Annotated in this window: 11 protein-coding genes and 1 tRNA gene; 6 read left to right on the forward strand and 6 right to left on the reverse strand. The window is 70.4% G+C overall.

Annotation, left to right across the window (positions count from 1 at the left end; all coding sequences use genetic code 11):
- Nucleotides 1-186 precede the first annotated feature (186 nt).
- The 3 genes from AC5L38_RS35975 to AC5L38_RS35985 all read left to right on the forward strand — a co-directional run bounded on the left by AC5L38_RS35975 (nt 187) and on the right by AC5L38_RS35985 (nt 2,569).
- Nucleotides 187-1,770 (forward strand): RICIN domain-containing protein, encoded by a 1,584-nt coding sequence (locus tag AC5L38_RS35975; RefSeq protein WP_495247272.1) that lies wholly within the window; start codon nt 187-189, stop codon nt 1,768-1,770.
- Nucleotides 1,771-2,007: 237 nt separating this feature from the next.
- Nucleotides 2,008-2,238, forward strand: coding sequence for a ribbon-helix-helix domain-containing protein (locus tag AC5L38_RS35980; protein WP_495247273.1), 231 nt, complete (start codon nt 2,008-2,010; stop codon nt 2,236-2,238).
- The gene (locus tag AC5L38_RS35985; protein WP_495247348.1) at nt 2,228-2,569 is read left to right on the forward strand and encodes a type II toxin-antitoxin system PemK/MazF family toxin; all 342 of its coding nucleotides are present in this window, start codon (nt 2,228-2,230) and stop codon (nt 2,567-2,569) included. Before AC5L38_RS35980 ends, AC5L38_RS35985 begins: the two co-directional genes overlap by 11 nt.
- Before the next feature lie 135 nt (nt 2,570-2,704).
- Here the strand turns inward: AC5L38_RS35985 and AC5L38_RS35990 are convergent, their stop codons facing one another.
- Together AC5L38_RS35990 and AC5L38_RS35995 are read right to left on the reverse strand one after the other, a co-directional pair.
- Nucleotides 2,705-4,180, reverse strand: a complete 1,476-nt coding sequence (locus AC5L38_RS35990; RefSeq protein ID WP_495247274.1) for a pyridoxal phosphate-dependent decarboxylase family protein — start codon at nt 4,178-4,180, stop codon at nt 2,705-2,707.
- A gap of 200 nt (nt 4,181-4,380) precedes the next feature.
- Nucleotides 4,381-4,638: a hypothetical protein gene (locus AC5L38_RS35995; RefSeq protein WP_495247275.1), complete on the reverse strand. Its 258-nt coding sequence runs from the start codon at nt 4,636-4,638 to the stop codon at nt 4,381-4,383.
- Between the two features lie 491 nt (nt 4,639-5,129).
- Here AC5L38_RS35995 and AC5L38_RS36000 point away from each other — a divergent pair.
- The 3 genes from AC5L38_RS36000 to AC5L38_RS36010 all read left to right on the forward strand — a co-directional run bounded on the left by AC5L38_RS36000 (nt 5,130) and on the right by AC5L38_RS36010 (nt 8,722).
- Nucleotides 5,130-5,199: transfer RNA gene (locus tag AC5L38_RS36000), tRNA-OTHER, on the forward strand.
- Between the two features lie 453 nt (nt 5,200-5,652).
- Nucleotides 5,653-7,233: a TROVE domain-containing protein gene (locus tag AC5L38_RS36005; protein WP_495247276.1), complete on the forward strand. Its 1,581-nt coding sequence runs from the start codon at nt 5,653-5,655 to the stop codon at nt 7,231-7,233.
- Between the two features lie 214 nt (nt 7,234-7,447).
- Nucleotides 7,448-8,722 (forward strand): hypothetical protein, encoded by a 1,275-nt coding sequence (locus AC5L38_RS36010; protein ID WP_495247277.1) that lies wholly within the window; start codon nt 7,448-7,450, stop codon nt 8,720-8,722.
- Between the two features lie 149 nt (nt 8,723-8,871).
- On the opposite strand, the gene AC5L38_RS36015 is transcribed toward AC5L38_RS36010, so the two are convergent.
- Genes AC5L38_RS36015 through AC5L38_RS36030 form a run of 4 tightly spaced genes read right to left on the reverse strand, consistent with a single transcriptional unit; the run spans nt 8,872 to nt 13,020 of the window.
- The gene (locus AC5L38_RS36015; protein WP_495247278.1) at nt 8,872-9,876 is read right to left on the reverse strand and encodes a LacI family DNA-binding transcriptional regulator; all 1,005 of its coding nucleotides are present in this window, start codon (nt 9,874-9,876) and stop codon (nt 8,872-8,874) included.
- Between the two features lie 44 nt (nt 9,877-9,920).
- Nucleotides 9,921-10,811 carry a carbohydrate ABC transporter permease gene (locus AC5L38_RS36020; protein WP_495247279.1) on the reverse strand — a complete coding sequence of 297 codons (891 nt, stop codon included), beginning with the start codon at nt 10,809-10,811 and terminating at the stop codon, nt 9,921-9,923.
- Nucleotides 10,811-11,713 (reverse strand): carbohydrate ABC transporter permease, encoded by a 903-nt coding sequence (locus tag AC5L38_RS36025; protein WP_495247280.1) that lies wholly within the window; start codon nt 11,711-11,713, stop codon nt 10,811-10,813. Before AC5L38_RS36025 ends, AC5L38_RS36020 begins: the two co-directional genes overlap by 1 nt.
- Nucleotides 11,710-13,020 carry an ABC transporter substrate-binding protein gene (locus AC5L38_RS36030; RefSeq protein ID WP_495247281.1) on the reverse strand — a complete coding sequence of 437 codons (1,311 nt, stop codon included), beginning with the start codon at nt 13,018-13,020 and terminating at the stop codon, nt 11,710-11,712. Before AC5L38_RS36030 ends, AC5L38_RS36025 begins: the two co-directional genes overlap by 4 nt.
- Between the last annotated feature and the right edge of the window lie 336 nt (nt 13,021-13,356).

Raw genomic sequence — 13,356 nt, forward strand, 5'->3', positions numbered from 1 at the left:
GCCGCCGCCCCCTGAGCGGCTGTCCATGTGAAAGTTTCTCGCTCATTGACAGCTGGAAAGCGCTTTCCTATGGTGTTGCTTGTCCGCCAACACGGACGTGTTCACGCATGTGAGCGATGCGCACTCGCTGGGGGGAATCCGGAGCGCAGGTCACCCAGGCCTGCCGGACCAGCAAGGAGTTCGGCTGTGAAGAGCAGATTCGTCAGGAGGGTCGCGGCCGTCGTCATCGTCGGCGCGGTCGCCGCGTCCGGATGGGCGTTCGGCACCTCCGCCGCCGCGGCCGATCCGGCACCCGGCGCCTACACCCTCGTCAACGCGAGCAGCGGCCTGTGCCTGACCGTCCCTGGGGCCAGTGCCTCCGACGGCGTACAGCTGACCCAGTCCGGCTGCGGCGCGACCGGCCAGACCTGGAACCTGACCGCCGCCGGCAGCGGTTTCCAGCTCAGGGCCGCGCACAGCGGCAAGTGCGCCGGAGTCCAGGGCGCGAGCACCTCCGCGGGCAAGGCGGTCCAGCAGGAGAGCTGCTCGGGCGCCTCCTCCCAGACCTGGAACCTGACCGCCTCCGGATCGAACTACCGGGTGGTCAACGCCAACGGCGGCAAGTGCCTCAACACCAAGGACAACTCCACCTCCTCCGGCGCCCTCGTCCAGCAGAACTCCTGCGACTCGGTCGCCACCAAGCAGTGGCGGTTCGCCCCCGCGGGCGGCGGCAACCCCGACCCGACCCCCACTCCCACGATCACCCCCACCCCGACCCCCACTCCCACGGTCACCCCCACCCCCGGCAACCCGGGCAACGCGAGCGGCCTGGTGGGTTTCGCGACCCTCACCAAGTACGGCCGCAGCGGCACGAACGGCGGCTCGGGCGGCCAGACGGTGACCGTCGGCAACTACGCGCAGCTGGCGGCGGCCGTCGCCGACGACACGCCCCGGATCGTCCGCGTGTCGGGCACGATCAGCGGCAACGGCGCGGACATGCTGGACGTCGGGTCGAACAAGACCATCATCGGCGTCGGGACGAACGCGACGATCAGCGGGTTCGGGCTCGACGTCAACGGCTGGGGCCCGGAGGAGGTCGCCTGGGGCGGCGACCTCTGCGACCCCGCCGAGCGGGACAGGTTCACCCACGTGCAGAACGTGATCATCCGGAACCTGTCGTTCAGGAACTCCCCGGACGACTCCGTCAACGTGCAGTGCTACTCCCACCACGTGTGGATCGACCACAACACGTTCTACCCGTCCGCCGACGGCTCGGTGGACATCAAGCGCGGGTCGGACCTGGCGACGGTCTCCTACAACCGTTACGTCGGCACGGACAAGTCGATGCTGCTGGGACACAGTGACAGCAACGGCTCCCAGGACACCGGCTACCTGAACGTCACCTACCACCACAACTGGTTCGACGGGTCCAACACCCGCCACCCGAGGGTGCGGTTCGGGTACGCCCACGTGTTCGCCAACTACGTGGACGTCGACGACTACTTCATCGGCCTGGGTGTGAACGGGAAGATCTACGCCGAGAGCAACCACGTGAAGGGCGCCAAGACGATCACCGAGGACTTCGGCAACGCGAGCCTCACCTGGGCGGGCAGCAACTACTACGACATCGCCACGATCCGGCGGGCGCAGAGCAGTGGCAGCACCATGAGCGACTGGCTGCGCGCGAACGGGTCCGTCTCGCGGCCGTCGTACTCCTACTCGGCCGGATCCGCGTCCTCCACCCCGCCGCCGGCGGGCGCGGGCGTCAGCGGCGCGGACACGGTCCCGTAGCGATCTCGTTCCCCGCGAGCCGGTGTGAGGGCGATCCCGTGAAAGGGCGGTCCCGCACGGGCCGGGACCGCCTCGCCGTCCGCACCTGTCCGATCCGGCCGGCCCACCGGCCGGATCGGACGTGGTGGGTACGGAACCGGCAACGTCCGATTCGCCGGAACATCATCACTTCAAGTAGTCGAGTGCTCACGAAATTCGGTCGAAGACCTGCGAGACGCCCCGTCGTACAGTGAAGATATGGCCATGTTGACTGTCGAGATCGACTCGGACACGGAGAGGATTCTCTCCGAGCTGACCTCCGAGGGCAGGTCCACCACCGATGTGATCCGTGAGGCGATCCACGTGGCGGGACGACTCCGCTGGCTGGAGCAGGCGCGCGCCGACGCCGAGAGATTGGCCAATGACCCGGACGATCTGGCCGAGATCCGGGCGATCCACCGTGAGTTCGGTGACGCGGATGCGCGGTGACATCTACCGGTTGCGGGCTCCTCGTGACACGGTCGGTCACGAGCAACGAGGCGAACGATTCGCGGTGATATTGCAGTCGGATGCTTTCGCCACACTCTCCACCCTCGTCGTCGCCCCCACCTCGTCCAGCGCCGGCCCTGCGATCTTCCGCCCCGAGATCGAGCTGAACGGCAAGGCGACTCGCGTGCTCGTCGACCAGATGAGATGCGCCGACATCTCCCGGCTCGGAGACTTCGCGGGGCGCCTCGCCCCAGGTGAAATCCATGAGATCGGCAGAACGCTGCACGGCTTCCTCGGGCGGCTCTGCAGAGACAGCAGGGAGACGTGGTAAATCACTCCTTTAGCGTGTCCCGGTAAGCGGTGACGGTAGGAGCATCGTGTCGAGAAGGTGATCTGTAGCTCCTCCTGGCATTCCGGATCTGAGACTCTGCTCGAACCAACCGTGGGCACTGCCGGGGGATCGGGTTCACGGTCCGGATGCGACCTCCTGAAGGATCTTCGCGACCCGCTCCATGTCCGCCTCGGTGGTACGCCAGTTGCTGAACGCGGCGCGCAGCGCGGGCACCCCCTCGTAGACCGTCGGCGTGAGGAAGGCCTCGCCGGACGCGGTGATCGCGTCGACCACCTCGCCGATCCGGGCCTGGGTGGGGGAGGAGGCGAGGGTGAAGCAGACCACGTTGAGCCGTACGGGGGCGAGCAGCCGGTAGGCGGGCATCGCGGCGATCCGCTCGCCGAGCCCGGCGGCGAGGGCGGCGTCGCGGCGGACGATCTCCGCGTGGCCCTCGCGCCCGTACGCGGCCAGGGTGAACCAGGCGGGCAGCGCGCGCAGGCGCCGGGAGTTCTCCGGCGTGAGGTGCACGAAGTCGGGGTCGTCGCCCACCGGGCCGAGGTAGGCGGCCGAGTTCTGGAAGACGCGGGCCTGCAGGTCGCGGCGGCGGGTGAACTGGATCGCGCTGTCGTAGGGCACGTTCAGCCACTTGTGCAGGTCCACGCAGACCGAGTCGGCCTCGCCCAGGCCCGCGACGAGGTGGGCGTGCTCCGGGGAGAGGGCGGCGAAGGCCCCGAACGCGGCGTCCACGTGCAGCCAGAACGGGTGACGCTCGCGCAGGGCCGCGATGGCGCGCAGGTCGTCGAAGTCGACGGTGTTCACCGTGCCGGAGTTGGCGACCACGATCGTCGGTGCGCCGTCCAGCCGGTCGAGCTCCTCGGCGAGCCCGGCCACGTCCACCGCCTCCCGGCCCGGCAGCAGGCTGACCCGCCGGATCGCCGACCGTCCCAGGCCCAGCATGGACAGCGACTTGACGACGCTGGAGTGCGGGCTTCCAGAAAGCACCGTCACCGGCCCGAGCGCGGCCACGCCATCCTCGGCCGGCGACACGCCGCGCAGCTCGCCCAGCCACTCCCTGGCGATGGCCAGGCCCGCGAAGTTGGACATGGTCGCGCCGCTGACGAACGTCCCCCGGTGCTCGGGCGGCAGGCCGAAGAGGTCGCGCAGCCAGGCCGCCGTCTCCCGTTCGAGGTCGGGGGCGAGCGAGTCCAGGCCCGAGGTGGGGTTCTGATCGAGGGTGCCGGTCAGCCAGTCGCCCGCCAGCGCGGCGGGCGTCACGCCACCCGTGACGAAGCCCAGATAGCGGGGGCCCGCCCCGGCCGCGAAGCCGGGCTCCCACCGCCGCGCGAACTCCGCCATCGCCCCCTCCAGGCCGATTCCCGCCTCGGGCAGGGACGCGGGCGCGGGTCTCAGCGGCGTCCGCGCCACCGGCCGGTCGCCGAGCCCGCCGAGCAGGCGCACGGCGTACGCGCGGGTGGCCTCCAGCAGCTCGGGGACGCGGGCGTGATCGGCTCCGAGCGACCCGCGTGCTTCCCCCGGCGCACCGGGCGGGTGGCCGCCGGTGGGCGATGGTCGGGGAATGCGCGGGGTGCCCGCTTCGTCTCTGGCGTCCATCCTTCGACGCTACGACGCGGGCCGGCCATCTGGCGAACGGCCCGGGGCCTGGTGAGGACGGTGCCTCTTCCGTTCTGGGGCCGTGGCCCCACCTCGGCGGCCTGTCCGGCGAGAGCCTCGCGGAGGATGCTGGGGCCGGGCCCGGCCTCACCCCGTACGGCTCCGGGCGCCTTACGTGACGGCGCGGCCCCGTAGCGTGGTCAGGCCGAGAAGGAGATGGAGGGCCGGACCCGGCCGGCCTCGCACAGGGCCCAGCGCATCCGGCTCGCGTACGCCTCCGGATGGTCTCCGGCCTCCTGGGCGACGAGGGCGGCGCAGTCGGAGAGGTCTGCGTGGCAGGCGCGGATCCGGCCTTCGATGATCGTGCGCACCTGGTCCGGTGAGGGGTGGTCCGAGGCCTGCAGCGCGGAGACGAAGAGAACCTGCGCCAGGTCGGACACGTTCATCGGAGTCGTCATCACGTGATCCTTTCCCGGGAGGCGCGGAGGTCCTGCGGAACTTCGATCGCGTCCCCGTCGGTGGTTCGACCCGTGTTCATCTTCTATCGTCTCTCCCGGCACTGACATTTTCGCCCCGTAGCCGGCCCCTGTCACCCCTATTTTTCCGGCGAATAATGAGATGTGATGCGCGGCGGCGGTGGCTACCGTTGTGAACGCCTCGGGATTCGGAAACGAAACCGGCCGTCCAACGCGAGAAGAAAAACGTGAGAAGAGTCTCACGGCAAGAACCTCGCAGAAGAACGCGCCGGAGCCGTCTCCGGAATACGAGGTCCCGACAACCGGATACGCGCTTCCCCGGTGCGAAGGCAGCGGTTACTTCGCTCTTCCAAAGCGAGGGTCCGGGTTCGACTCCCGGCTCCGGCCTCGGCCGGTGTGGTGTAACGGCAGCACGTCATGGCCCGCGGCCGATCTCGACCTCGGGGAAGACCACAAATTCATATCGACCTCCCCGGTGCGAAGGTGACGGTTACTTCGATTCGGGATCGAGCGGACCGGGTTCGATTCCCGGCGCGCCGCCCAACCCGTGCGGCGCGTGGTGTAAAGGCGGCACGCTTTCGTTCCGTCGCCGGCTTCATCTCGGGGAGGTCCGGCAAAAAACGTCCACGCGCCTCCCGGTGCGCCGATCGCGGTTACTTCCAGGTTCGATTCCTGGCGGCTCCACTCAGCGGGGCCGCCGCCCGCCAGGCAGGGCACCCGCGGTCACCTCGATCTCGGGAGGCGCACGGCTTCACACGCGTGCCCGGTGCGCAGGGGAGGGTTACTTCCACTGTTAACGGGGCGGTCGCCGGTTCGAATCCGGTCGCGGTTCCGGCCGCGTAGCTCAGCCAGGAAGAGCACCTTGGCACCTTCCTCGCTCTCGACCTCGGGCACGCCAGGTGAAGCACGTCCAGACAAAGTCCATATGAAGAAGGAGCACTCCCGGCGCGCGCGGCCCACGGGTGACGTACGGAACTCGCAGAGAAAGGCCCGACCATGTCCACGTTCAACACCGCGACCAACCGGCCGGCCGTCTCCAGCCCGGTCAGGACCGAGCGCGTCCCCTCCGGGCTCACCCACGAGGGAGCCCCCGGATACGCCCGCGACGCCAAGGGCGAGCTCTTCCTCCTCGCGGTGTCGAACATGGTCGGCGAGAACACCTTCTACGAGAGGGCCGGTGACCGTGACGACCGGTTCCGCAGGCTCGTCCACCGGGTCGCGGTCGAGGACGGCGAGTGGATGGCCCGCTTCCTGCCCTGGCTGCGCGGTGAGGCGAACATGCGCACCGCCCCGGTCGTCGCCGCGCTGGAGTCGGTCAGGGCACGGCTCGACGCCGGCCTGCACGGCCTCAACCGGCAGCTGGTGGACGGCGTCCTGCGGCGTGCCGACGAGCCCGGCGAGGCCCTCGCCTACTGGACGTCCAGGTACGGGCGGGCGATCCCCAAGCCGGTCAAGCGCGGCGTCGCCGACGCCGTCCGGCGCCTGTACACCGAGCGCGGCCTGCTCAAGTACGACACGGGCACCAGGGGTTTCCGCTTCGCCGACGTCATCGACCTCGTCCATCCCGCTCCGGCGGCGGACAAGGCGTGGCAGGGCGAGCTGTTCGCGCACGCCCTGGACCGCAGGCACGGCCGTGACAAGCCGATCCACGACGCGCTGGCGACGCTGCGCGCCCGCGAGGGGCTGGCGGCACTGCCGGTCGAGGCGCGGCGCGCCGTCCTGGCCGATCCCGGTCGCCTGCGCGCCGCGGGCATGACCTGGGAGGCGCTCGCCGGGTGGCTCCAGGGCCCGATGGACCGCGAGGCGTGGGAGGCGGTCATCCCGTCGATGGGCTACATGTCTCTGATCAGAAACCTGAGGAACTTCGACGAGGCGGGTGTCTCCGACGAGGTGGCGGGACGGGTCGCGGCGAAGCTCGCCGACCCCGGTGAGGTCGCCGGGTCGCGGCAGCTGCCGTTCAGGTTCTACTCCGCGTACCGCAACGCCCCCAGCACGCGCTGGGGCCATGCCCTGGACAGGGCGCTGGCGCTCGCCACGGGCAACGTGCCGTCGTTCGGCGGACGCACCCTCGTCCTGGTGGACACGTCGGCGTCGATGACCTCCGGCGCGGTCTCGGCGCGCTCGGCCGTCACGCCCGTCCAGGCGGCGGCGCTGTTCGGGGTGACGCTCGCCGCCCGCGGCGAGCGGGTGGACCTGTACGGCTTCGCCGACGGCGTGTTCCAGCACAGGGTGGGCCGGGGCGCGTCGGTCCTGAAGGAGATGGACCGGTTCTGCGGGCGGATCGGCGAGGTCGGCCACGGCACGCGGATCGCCGCCTCGCTCCGGCGCGCCTACCGCGGGCACGACCGGGTCGTCGTCCTGTCCGACATGCAGACCATGAGCGGCCACCACGGCGCCGAGGTCACCCGCGCGGTGCCGGAGCGCGTTCCGATGTACGGCTTCAACCTGCAGGGGTACCGGCGGGCGGCGATGCCGACCGGCTCGGGCGGACGCCACGAGTTCGGGGGCTTCTCCGACGCGTCGTTCCGGCTGATCCCGCTGCTGGAGAGGGGCCGCGACGCGAGCTGGCCGTTCTGACCCCGGCCGGGCGGCCGGTCGGCATCGATCAGGTGGGAGACCATCCGGTCGATGTCCGCCCGGCCGCCCGGTTACCGCGATCTTTACTGATTTCCGTCGCAACTGTGTTCACATCTGTCACGCGGGTGAGCGCCCGTTTCGCGAACAGGCCGCCGACATTCTGGAATGATCGCTGGATATCCTGTCGGACATCGAGACTGACGGACAGTGACTGATGCCCCCCATCGATCAAATCAACGCCTTCGCATCGGACCAGCCGGTTCTCACGGTCATCATCGGCGTGTTCGCCCTCGTCCTTTTGGTCGTGGCGTATTTCGTGCTGCGCGCGACCCAGCGCGTGGCGGTCCGCTTCTATCACCGTCACATCGCGCCCCGTCCCGCCGAGGACATCCTCACCATCGTCGCCGCCAGCATCGCGACGGGTGTCTCCGCCCAGGGCATGTGGCGTTTCTCCGGTGACGTGCTCGGCTTCGACGGCCCCCTGCGGCTGCTGCTCTTCGCCTTCATCGAGGTCGCCGTCATCACCAGCGCCGTCCGGGCGCGCCGGAACATGCGGGAGAACTTCTCCGCGGGCATCGACGGCGTCGCCGTGTGGGCGCTCACCGGCCTGACGGCCGTGCTGTCGAGCATGGACGCCCGCAGCGCCGCCGAGGCCATCTTCCGGCTCGCCGCCCCCCTGGTGGCGGCGTGGCTGTGGGAGCGCGGCATGGCGATCGAACGCCACCGCATCACGGGGCGTTCCCGCATCAACTGGCGGATCACCCCCGAGCGTGCGCTGGTCCGCGTCGGGCTGGCGGAGGTCAGCGACCGTACGGCCAGCGAGGTGGACGCCCACCGCAGGCTGACCCGGGTCGCCCTGGCGGCCAAGCGCGCCCGCGCGCTCCGCGCCTCGGGGGCGTCCGAGAGGAAGATGCGCGTGGCCCTCACCAAGCTGGACCGTGCCATGGACCGTGCGGTGGAGCACAGTGGCCTGGCGGTCGACTCCGCGCGCCAGGAGGCCCTGCTCTCCCAGATCGGTGCCCTCTACAACACCTCCGCGCTGATCGACCTGACCCCGCCCGTGCCGTGGGCGCCGGAGCCCGAGGCGCCGGCGAGGCCGGCGGCGCCGCCCGCGCGCCCCGCGGTGGCCGCGGGCCCCGCCGCGCTGCGGCCCTCGGTCGACGATGACGATGAGGAGTTCCACGTGCTGGACGTCCCGCCGCCGATCGTCGACACGGCGCGGCGCGCGGCCCAGATACGCGCCGCGCGGGAGTACTGGGACAAGCAGATCGAGCGGAAGTTCGTGCCCCGCGCGGACGACATCGCCCACGAGACCGGTGTCTCGCTGGCCACCGCCCGCGAGTGCCGGGCCCTGTGGAAGCTGGAGCCCAAGGCTTACGCGCTGCTGGAGGCCGCCTTCCGCGAGCACGGGATCGTCGACACCGGCACCTTCCCCGCCATCGAGACCGAGCACGTCCTGACCGTGAACGGGTCGTCACCCGGCCGCTGACCTCGCGGTCCCGCGTCCCGCGGCGGGGAAGTGGACCGATCCCGCCGCTCACCCGACCAGAAAGCCCGACCAGAACGCGCTACCAAGACGCCCGACCAGGCCGACCGGGCCGACCGATCGAACGACGAACGACCGATCCGGTCGGCCGGTCAGGTCGACTCGCGCACGATGAGGGTCGTGGGCAGTATCACCGGCTCCAGGTTCTCCGCGCCGTCGATCAGGGCGAGCAGCAGGCGGACGGTCTCCTCGGCGACCCGTTCCAGGGGTTGCCGGACGGTGGTGAGCGGCGGGTGGGTGGTGAGCGCCACCGCCGAGTCGTCGAAGCCGCCCACCGCGACGTCCTCGGGCACCCGCCGCCCGGCGGCGCGCAGGGCGGAGAGCGCGCCCGCGGCCATCAGGTCGGAGGCGACGAACACCGCGTCGATGTCGGGGGCGCGCTCCAGCAGCCGGGCCATCGCGCTCTCCCCGCCCAGCTGGGTGTAGTCGCCGTGCTCGATCAGCCTCCTGCTCGCCTTCCTGCCGAGGATGTCGGCGAAGCCCTCCAGTCGCAGCGCGCCGCCGGGGGTGTCGAGCGGGCCGGTGATGGTGGCGATCCGTTTGCGGCCCAGCTCCACCAGGTAGCGCGTCATCTGCCGGGCGCCCTCGCGGTCGTCGGCCGCCGCGTAGGGGATCGCGTTCTCCCGCCCGATGACGGCCCCCTGGGCGACGGCGGCCACCGGGATGTCCACCAGCGCGTCCACCAGACGCCTGTCACCGGCGTGGGTGGAGACCAGGAAGGCCCCGTCGGCGTGGCCGCCGCGCAGGTAGCGGATCACCCGGTCGCGGTCGCCGTCGTTCCCGGCGATCATCATCACCAGCGACACGTCCCGTTCGGCGAGCCGCCGGCTGGCGGTGCGCAGCAGCACGCTGAAGGTGGGGTCCTCGAACAGCTTCTCCTGCGGCTCCGACAGGACCATCACCACCGAGCCGGTCCGCTGGGTGACCAGGCTGCGGGCGGCCCGGTTGAGCACGTAACCCGTCTCGGCGATGGCCCGCTTGACGGCGGCGTGCGCGGCGGGACTGACGTACCGGTCGTCGTTGAGCACCCGGGACACCGTTCCCCGGGACACCCCCGCCACCGCCGCGACGTCGTGGATGGTCGGACGTTTCGCCATGCTCCCCATTGTCCCCTCGACCGGCCGCCGCGCTGTCCGGCCGGTTAGCTTTTCACGGCTCCACCGGCCAGGTCGGTCCGCCAGTGACGCTGCATCGTGAGGAACAGCGCGATCAGCGGGACGATCGACAGCAGCGTGCCGGTGATGATCAGGTTGTAGAGCGAGGGCTGGTTGGCCCCCGCGGCGAGCAGGGTGTAGAGCCCGACGGTCAGCGGGAACCTCTGGTCGTCGCCGAGCATGATGAAGGGCAGCAGGAAGTTGTTCCAGATCGCGACGAACTGGAACAGGAAGATGGTCACCATGCCCGGGATCATGAGGGGCAGGGCCACCCGGCGCAGCAGCAGCCAGTGCCCGGCGCCGTCGATGCGCCCGGCCTCCAGCAGGGCGTCGGGGACGGCGGCGGTGGCGTAGACGCGCGCGAGATAGATGCTGTACGGGTGCAGGATCTGCGGGAGCAGGACTGACCAGTAGGTGTCGGCCAGCCCGATCCGCGAGAACAGCAGGTACTGCGGGATGGCCAGCACGACGGCGGGCACCAGGATGCCGCCGATCAGCAGGTTGAAGATCAGGTTCCGCCCGGGGAAGCGATACTTGGCCAGCGCGTAGCCGGAGACGGCCGAGACGGCGGTGGACAGCAGGGCGCCGCCGCCCGCGTACAGCAGCGTGTTCAGCATCCACAGCCAGAACACGCCGTCGCGGTAGGCGAACAGGTCCGACAGGTTGGACAGCAGTCCGGTGCCGGGGGCGAAGGTCGAGGTGGAGAACAGCTCCGCGCTCGACTTGGTCGCGCCCACCAGCACCCAGCTGACCGGCAGCAGGCAGTAGAGCGCGCCCAGCAGCAGGAGCGCGGTCGGCGCGATCCCGGCCGGGCGACGCCTCCGGGAAAGCCCCCGGGAAGGCCCCCGGGAAGCCGAGGTGAGGGTCGTGGTGGCCATCAGCCCTCCCCGAAGGCGCGGTCGCGGACGACGCGCAGGAAACCGAACGACAGGACGAGGGAGATCGCCGCGATGACGATCGAGGTGGCGGCGGCCGAGTAGAGGTCGCCGGTGACGAAGGCGTCGCGGTAGACCTTCATGAGCGGGCTCCAGGTCGAGCTGATCGTGTTGGTCAGCGGTCGAAGGGTGGTCGGCTCGGTGAAGACCTGGATCGTGGCGATGATGGAGAACACCGTGGTCAGGATGAGCGCGGGCAGCAGGATCGGGACCTTGATCCGCAGTGCTATCTGGAGCTCGCTCGCCCCGTCGATCCTGGCGGCCTCGTAGAAGGTCCCGGGAACGGCGCGCAGGGCGGTGTAGAGCACCAGCATGTTGAAGCCGACGCCGCCCCAGACCGCCACGTTCGCCATGGACAGCACCACCGTGTCCGAGCCGAGCAGGTCGACGTCGAGCACCTGGCGCAACGGGCTGAGACTCGGCAGGTAGAGGAAGCCCCACAGCAGGGTGGCGGCCACGCCCGGCACCGCGTACGGCAGGAAGAGGGCGATCCTGGAGAAGCGCGCGAGCCGCACGTGCGCCGAGTCCAGCAGCAGCGCGAACAGCAGGGCGAGCCCGAGCATGACTGTCAGCACCAGCAGGCCGTAGCCCAGGACGCGCAGCCAGCCGGTCCACAGTTCGCCGTCGGCGAGCGCCGCCGCGTAGTTGTCGAGGCCGACGAAGACCTCGCGACGGGAGTTCCTGCCCAGGCCCAGTCCGGAGACCTTCGTGCGCAGCAGGCTGAGGTAGGCCGTGTAGCCGATGGGGATGGCCATGAAGAGCGTGAACAGCGCCATGGCCGGTGCGAGGAAGAGGTAGGGGGCGGCGCTCGCGGTGCGGGCGCCGCCGCCGGGGCGTCGTGTCATGGGGTGAGCTGGAATCCGGATTTCCGCATGTCGGCGACCGTCGCGTCCTGCATCTTCACGAGGGCGCCGGAGAAGGCCGATCCGTCCTGCAGGGCCTTGTCGAAGGCGTCCTTGAAGGCGTTGTAGGTCACGTTGACGTTCGGCCCGAAGGTGAAGCCCCGCGCGGTGGCGGAGATCGCGGCGGCCTGCTGCCAGAAGTCGGGCTGGTTGGAGAAGTAGCCGGGGGCCTCGCCGAGCATGGTGCCGCCCTTGGTGGCGGCCGGGTAGACCGCTCCCTCCTTGACGAGCAGGCCGAGCGCCTCGGGGTCGGTGTTGAGCCAGGTCGCGAACTTCGCCGCGGCGGCCCGGTTGGCGGACTTGGCGGCGACCGCGGTGGAGGAGCCGCCCCAGAAGCCGCTGGAGTTCTCGCCGGCGCTCCACTGCGGCAGCGGGGCGACGGCCCACCTCCCCTTGGCCTTGGGGGCGTTGCTGGACAGCACCCCGGGCGCCCAGACGGCCGAGGGCCAGGTCAGCAGCCTGCCGTCGTTCAGGGCCTTGTTCCACTCGGGGGTGAAGTACGGCTGGTCGTCGATGACCCCCTCCTTGACGAGGCCGCCCCAGTAGTCGGCGACCTTCGTGGTGGGCGCGTCGTTGACCGCGACCTTCCACGACTCGCCGCTGATCGACCACCACCGGGCGCCCGCCTGCTGGGCGAGCCCGGTGAAGGAGCCGGGGTCCTTGCTGGAGAAGGTCCCCAGGAAGACCTTGGGATCCTTCTTCCGTACGGTGCGGGCGGCCTCGGCGTACTCGTCCCAGGTCCTGGGCACCTCGATGCCGTACTTCTCGAACAGGTCCTGGCGGTAGTAGAGCATCATCGGGCCGCTGTCCTGGGGGAGCGCGTAGACGGCGTCGGTGCCGAGCGTGACCAGTCCCCAGACGCCCTCGCCGAACTCGCCCTTCGCCTGCCCGACCTCGGCCGTGAGGTCGGCCACCGCGTCGGCGGCGACGAAGGAGGGCAGCATCTGGTACTCGGCCTGGACCAGGTCGGGAGGGTTGCCGGCCTTGGCGGCGGTGAGGAACTTGGTGGCCGCGTCGTCGCCGCCGGCCTGCTTGCTGACCGTGACCTGGATGTCGGGGTTGGCCTTGTTCCAGACCGCCGTGATCTTGTCCATGTTGGGGACCCAGGTCCAGTAGGTGAGCTTGACCGGCCCCGCCGGGGCCGAGCTCCGCGCGTCCGGGGCGGCCGGCTCCTGGGGGGTGCCGGAGCACCCGGCCAGGGCGGTGGCGAGGAGCGCGGCCGCCACCGCTACGAGCCGGTTTGTCTGCATGTGTTCCTCCGGGTGGGGGTTCCGTGTGGGGATTTCATGTCAGGGGTCGGCCATTGCGAGGTCGCTGTGGGGTCACCACGAGGTCGCTGTGGGATCACCACGAGGTCGCTGCGAAGCCGCCGGCGAAGGTCGCCGGGGAGACCGCGTGACGGCCGCCGACGAGGTCATCGGCGAGGCCACCGACGAGGCCGTCGGCCGGGTCGCCGAGGGGGTGCCGGGGAGATGCCGGGAAAGCCGTCGAGGATGTCTGTGAACGCTCACAGACTGAAATCCATCAACCGGTGCTGTCAATGACCGTTACGTTCTTGTTAAACCACGAATACGCCGAGCATCTCG

It is taken from the genome of Streptosporangium nanhuense, assembly GCF_059358815.1.

Excerpts from the sequence above, each read along its gene's own strand:
- AC5L38_RS35995 (WP_495247275.1), bottom strand. The coding sequence starts at position 4,638 with ATGACGACTCCGATGAACGTGTCCGACCTGGCGCAGGTTCTCTTCGTC.
- AC5L38_RS35980 (WP_495247273.1), top strand. The coding sequence starts at position 2,008 with ATGGCCATGTTGACTGTCGAGATCGACTCGGACACGGAGAGGATTCTC.
- AC5L38_RS35985 (WP_495247348.1), top strand. The coding sequence starts at position 2,228 with ATGCGCGGTGACATCTACCGGTTGCGGGCTCCTCGTGACACGGTCGGT.
- AC5L38_RS36015 (WP_495247278.1), bottom strand. The coding sequence starts at position 9,876 with ATGGCGAAACGTCCGACCATCCACGACGTCGCGGCGGTGGCGGGGGTG.
- AC5L38_RS36005 (WP_495247276.1), top strand. The coding sequence starts at position 5,653 with ATGTCCACGTTCAACACCGCGACCAACCGGCCGGCCGTCTCCAGCCCG.
- AC5L38_RS36025 (WP_495247280.1), bottom strand. The coding sequence starts at position 11,713 with ATGACACGACGCCCCGGCGGCGGCGCCCGCACCGCGAGCGCCGCCCCC.
- AC5L38_RS35990 (WP_495247274.1), bottom strand. The coding sequence starts at position 4,180 with ATGGACGCCAGAGACGAAGCGGGCACCCCGCGCATTCCCCGACCATCG.
- AC5L38_RS36020 (WP_495247279.1), bottom strand. The coding sequence starts at position 10,811 with ATGGCCACCACGACCCTCACCTCGGCTTCCCGGGGGCCTTCCCGGGGG.
- AC5L38_RS36030 (WP_495247281.1), bottom strand. The coding sequence starts at position 13,020 with ATGCAGACAAACCGGCTCGTAGCGGTGGCGGCCGCGCTCCTCGCCACC.
- AC5L38_RS36010 (WP_495247277.1), top strand. The coding sequence starts at position 7,448 with ATGCCCCCCATCGATCAAATCAACGCCTTCGCATCGGACCAGCCGGTT.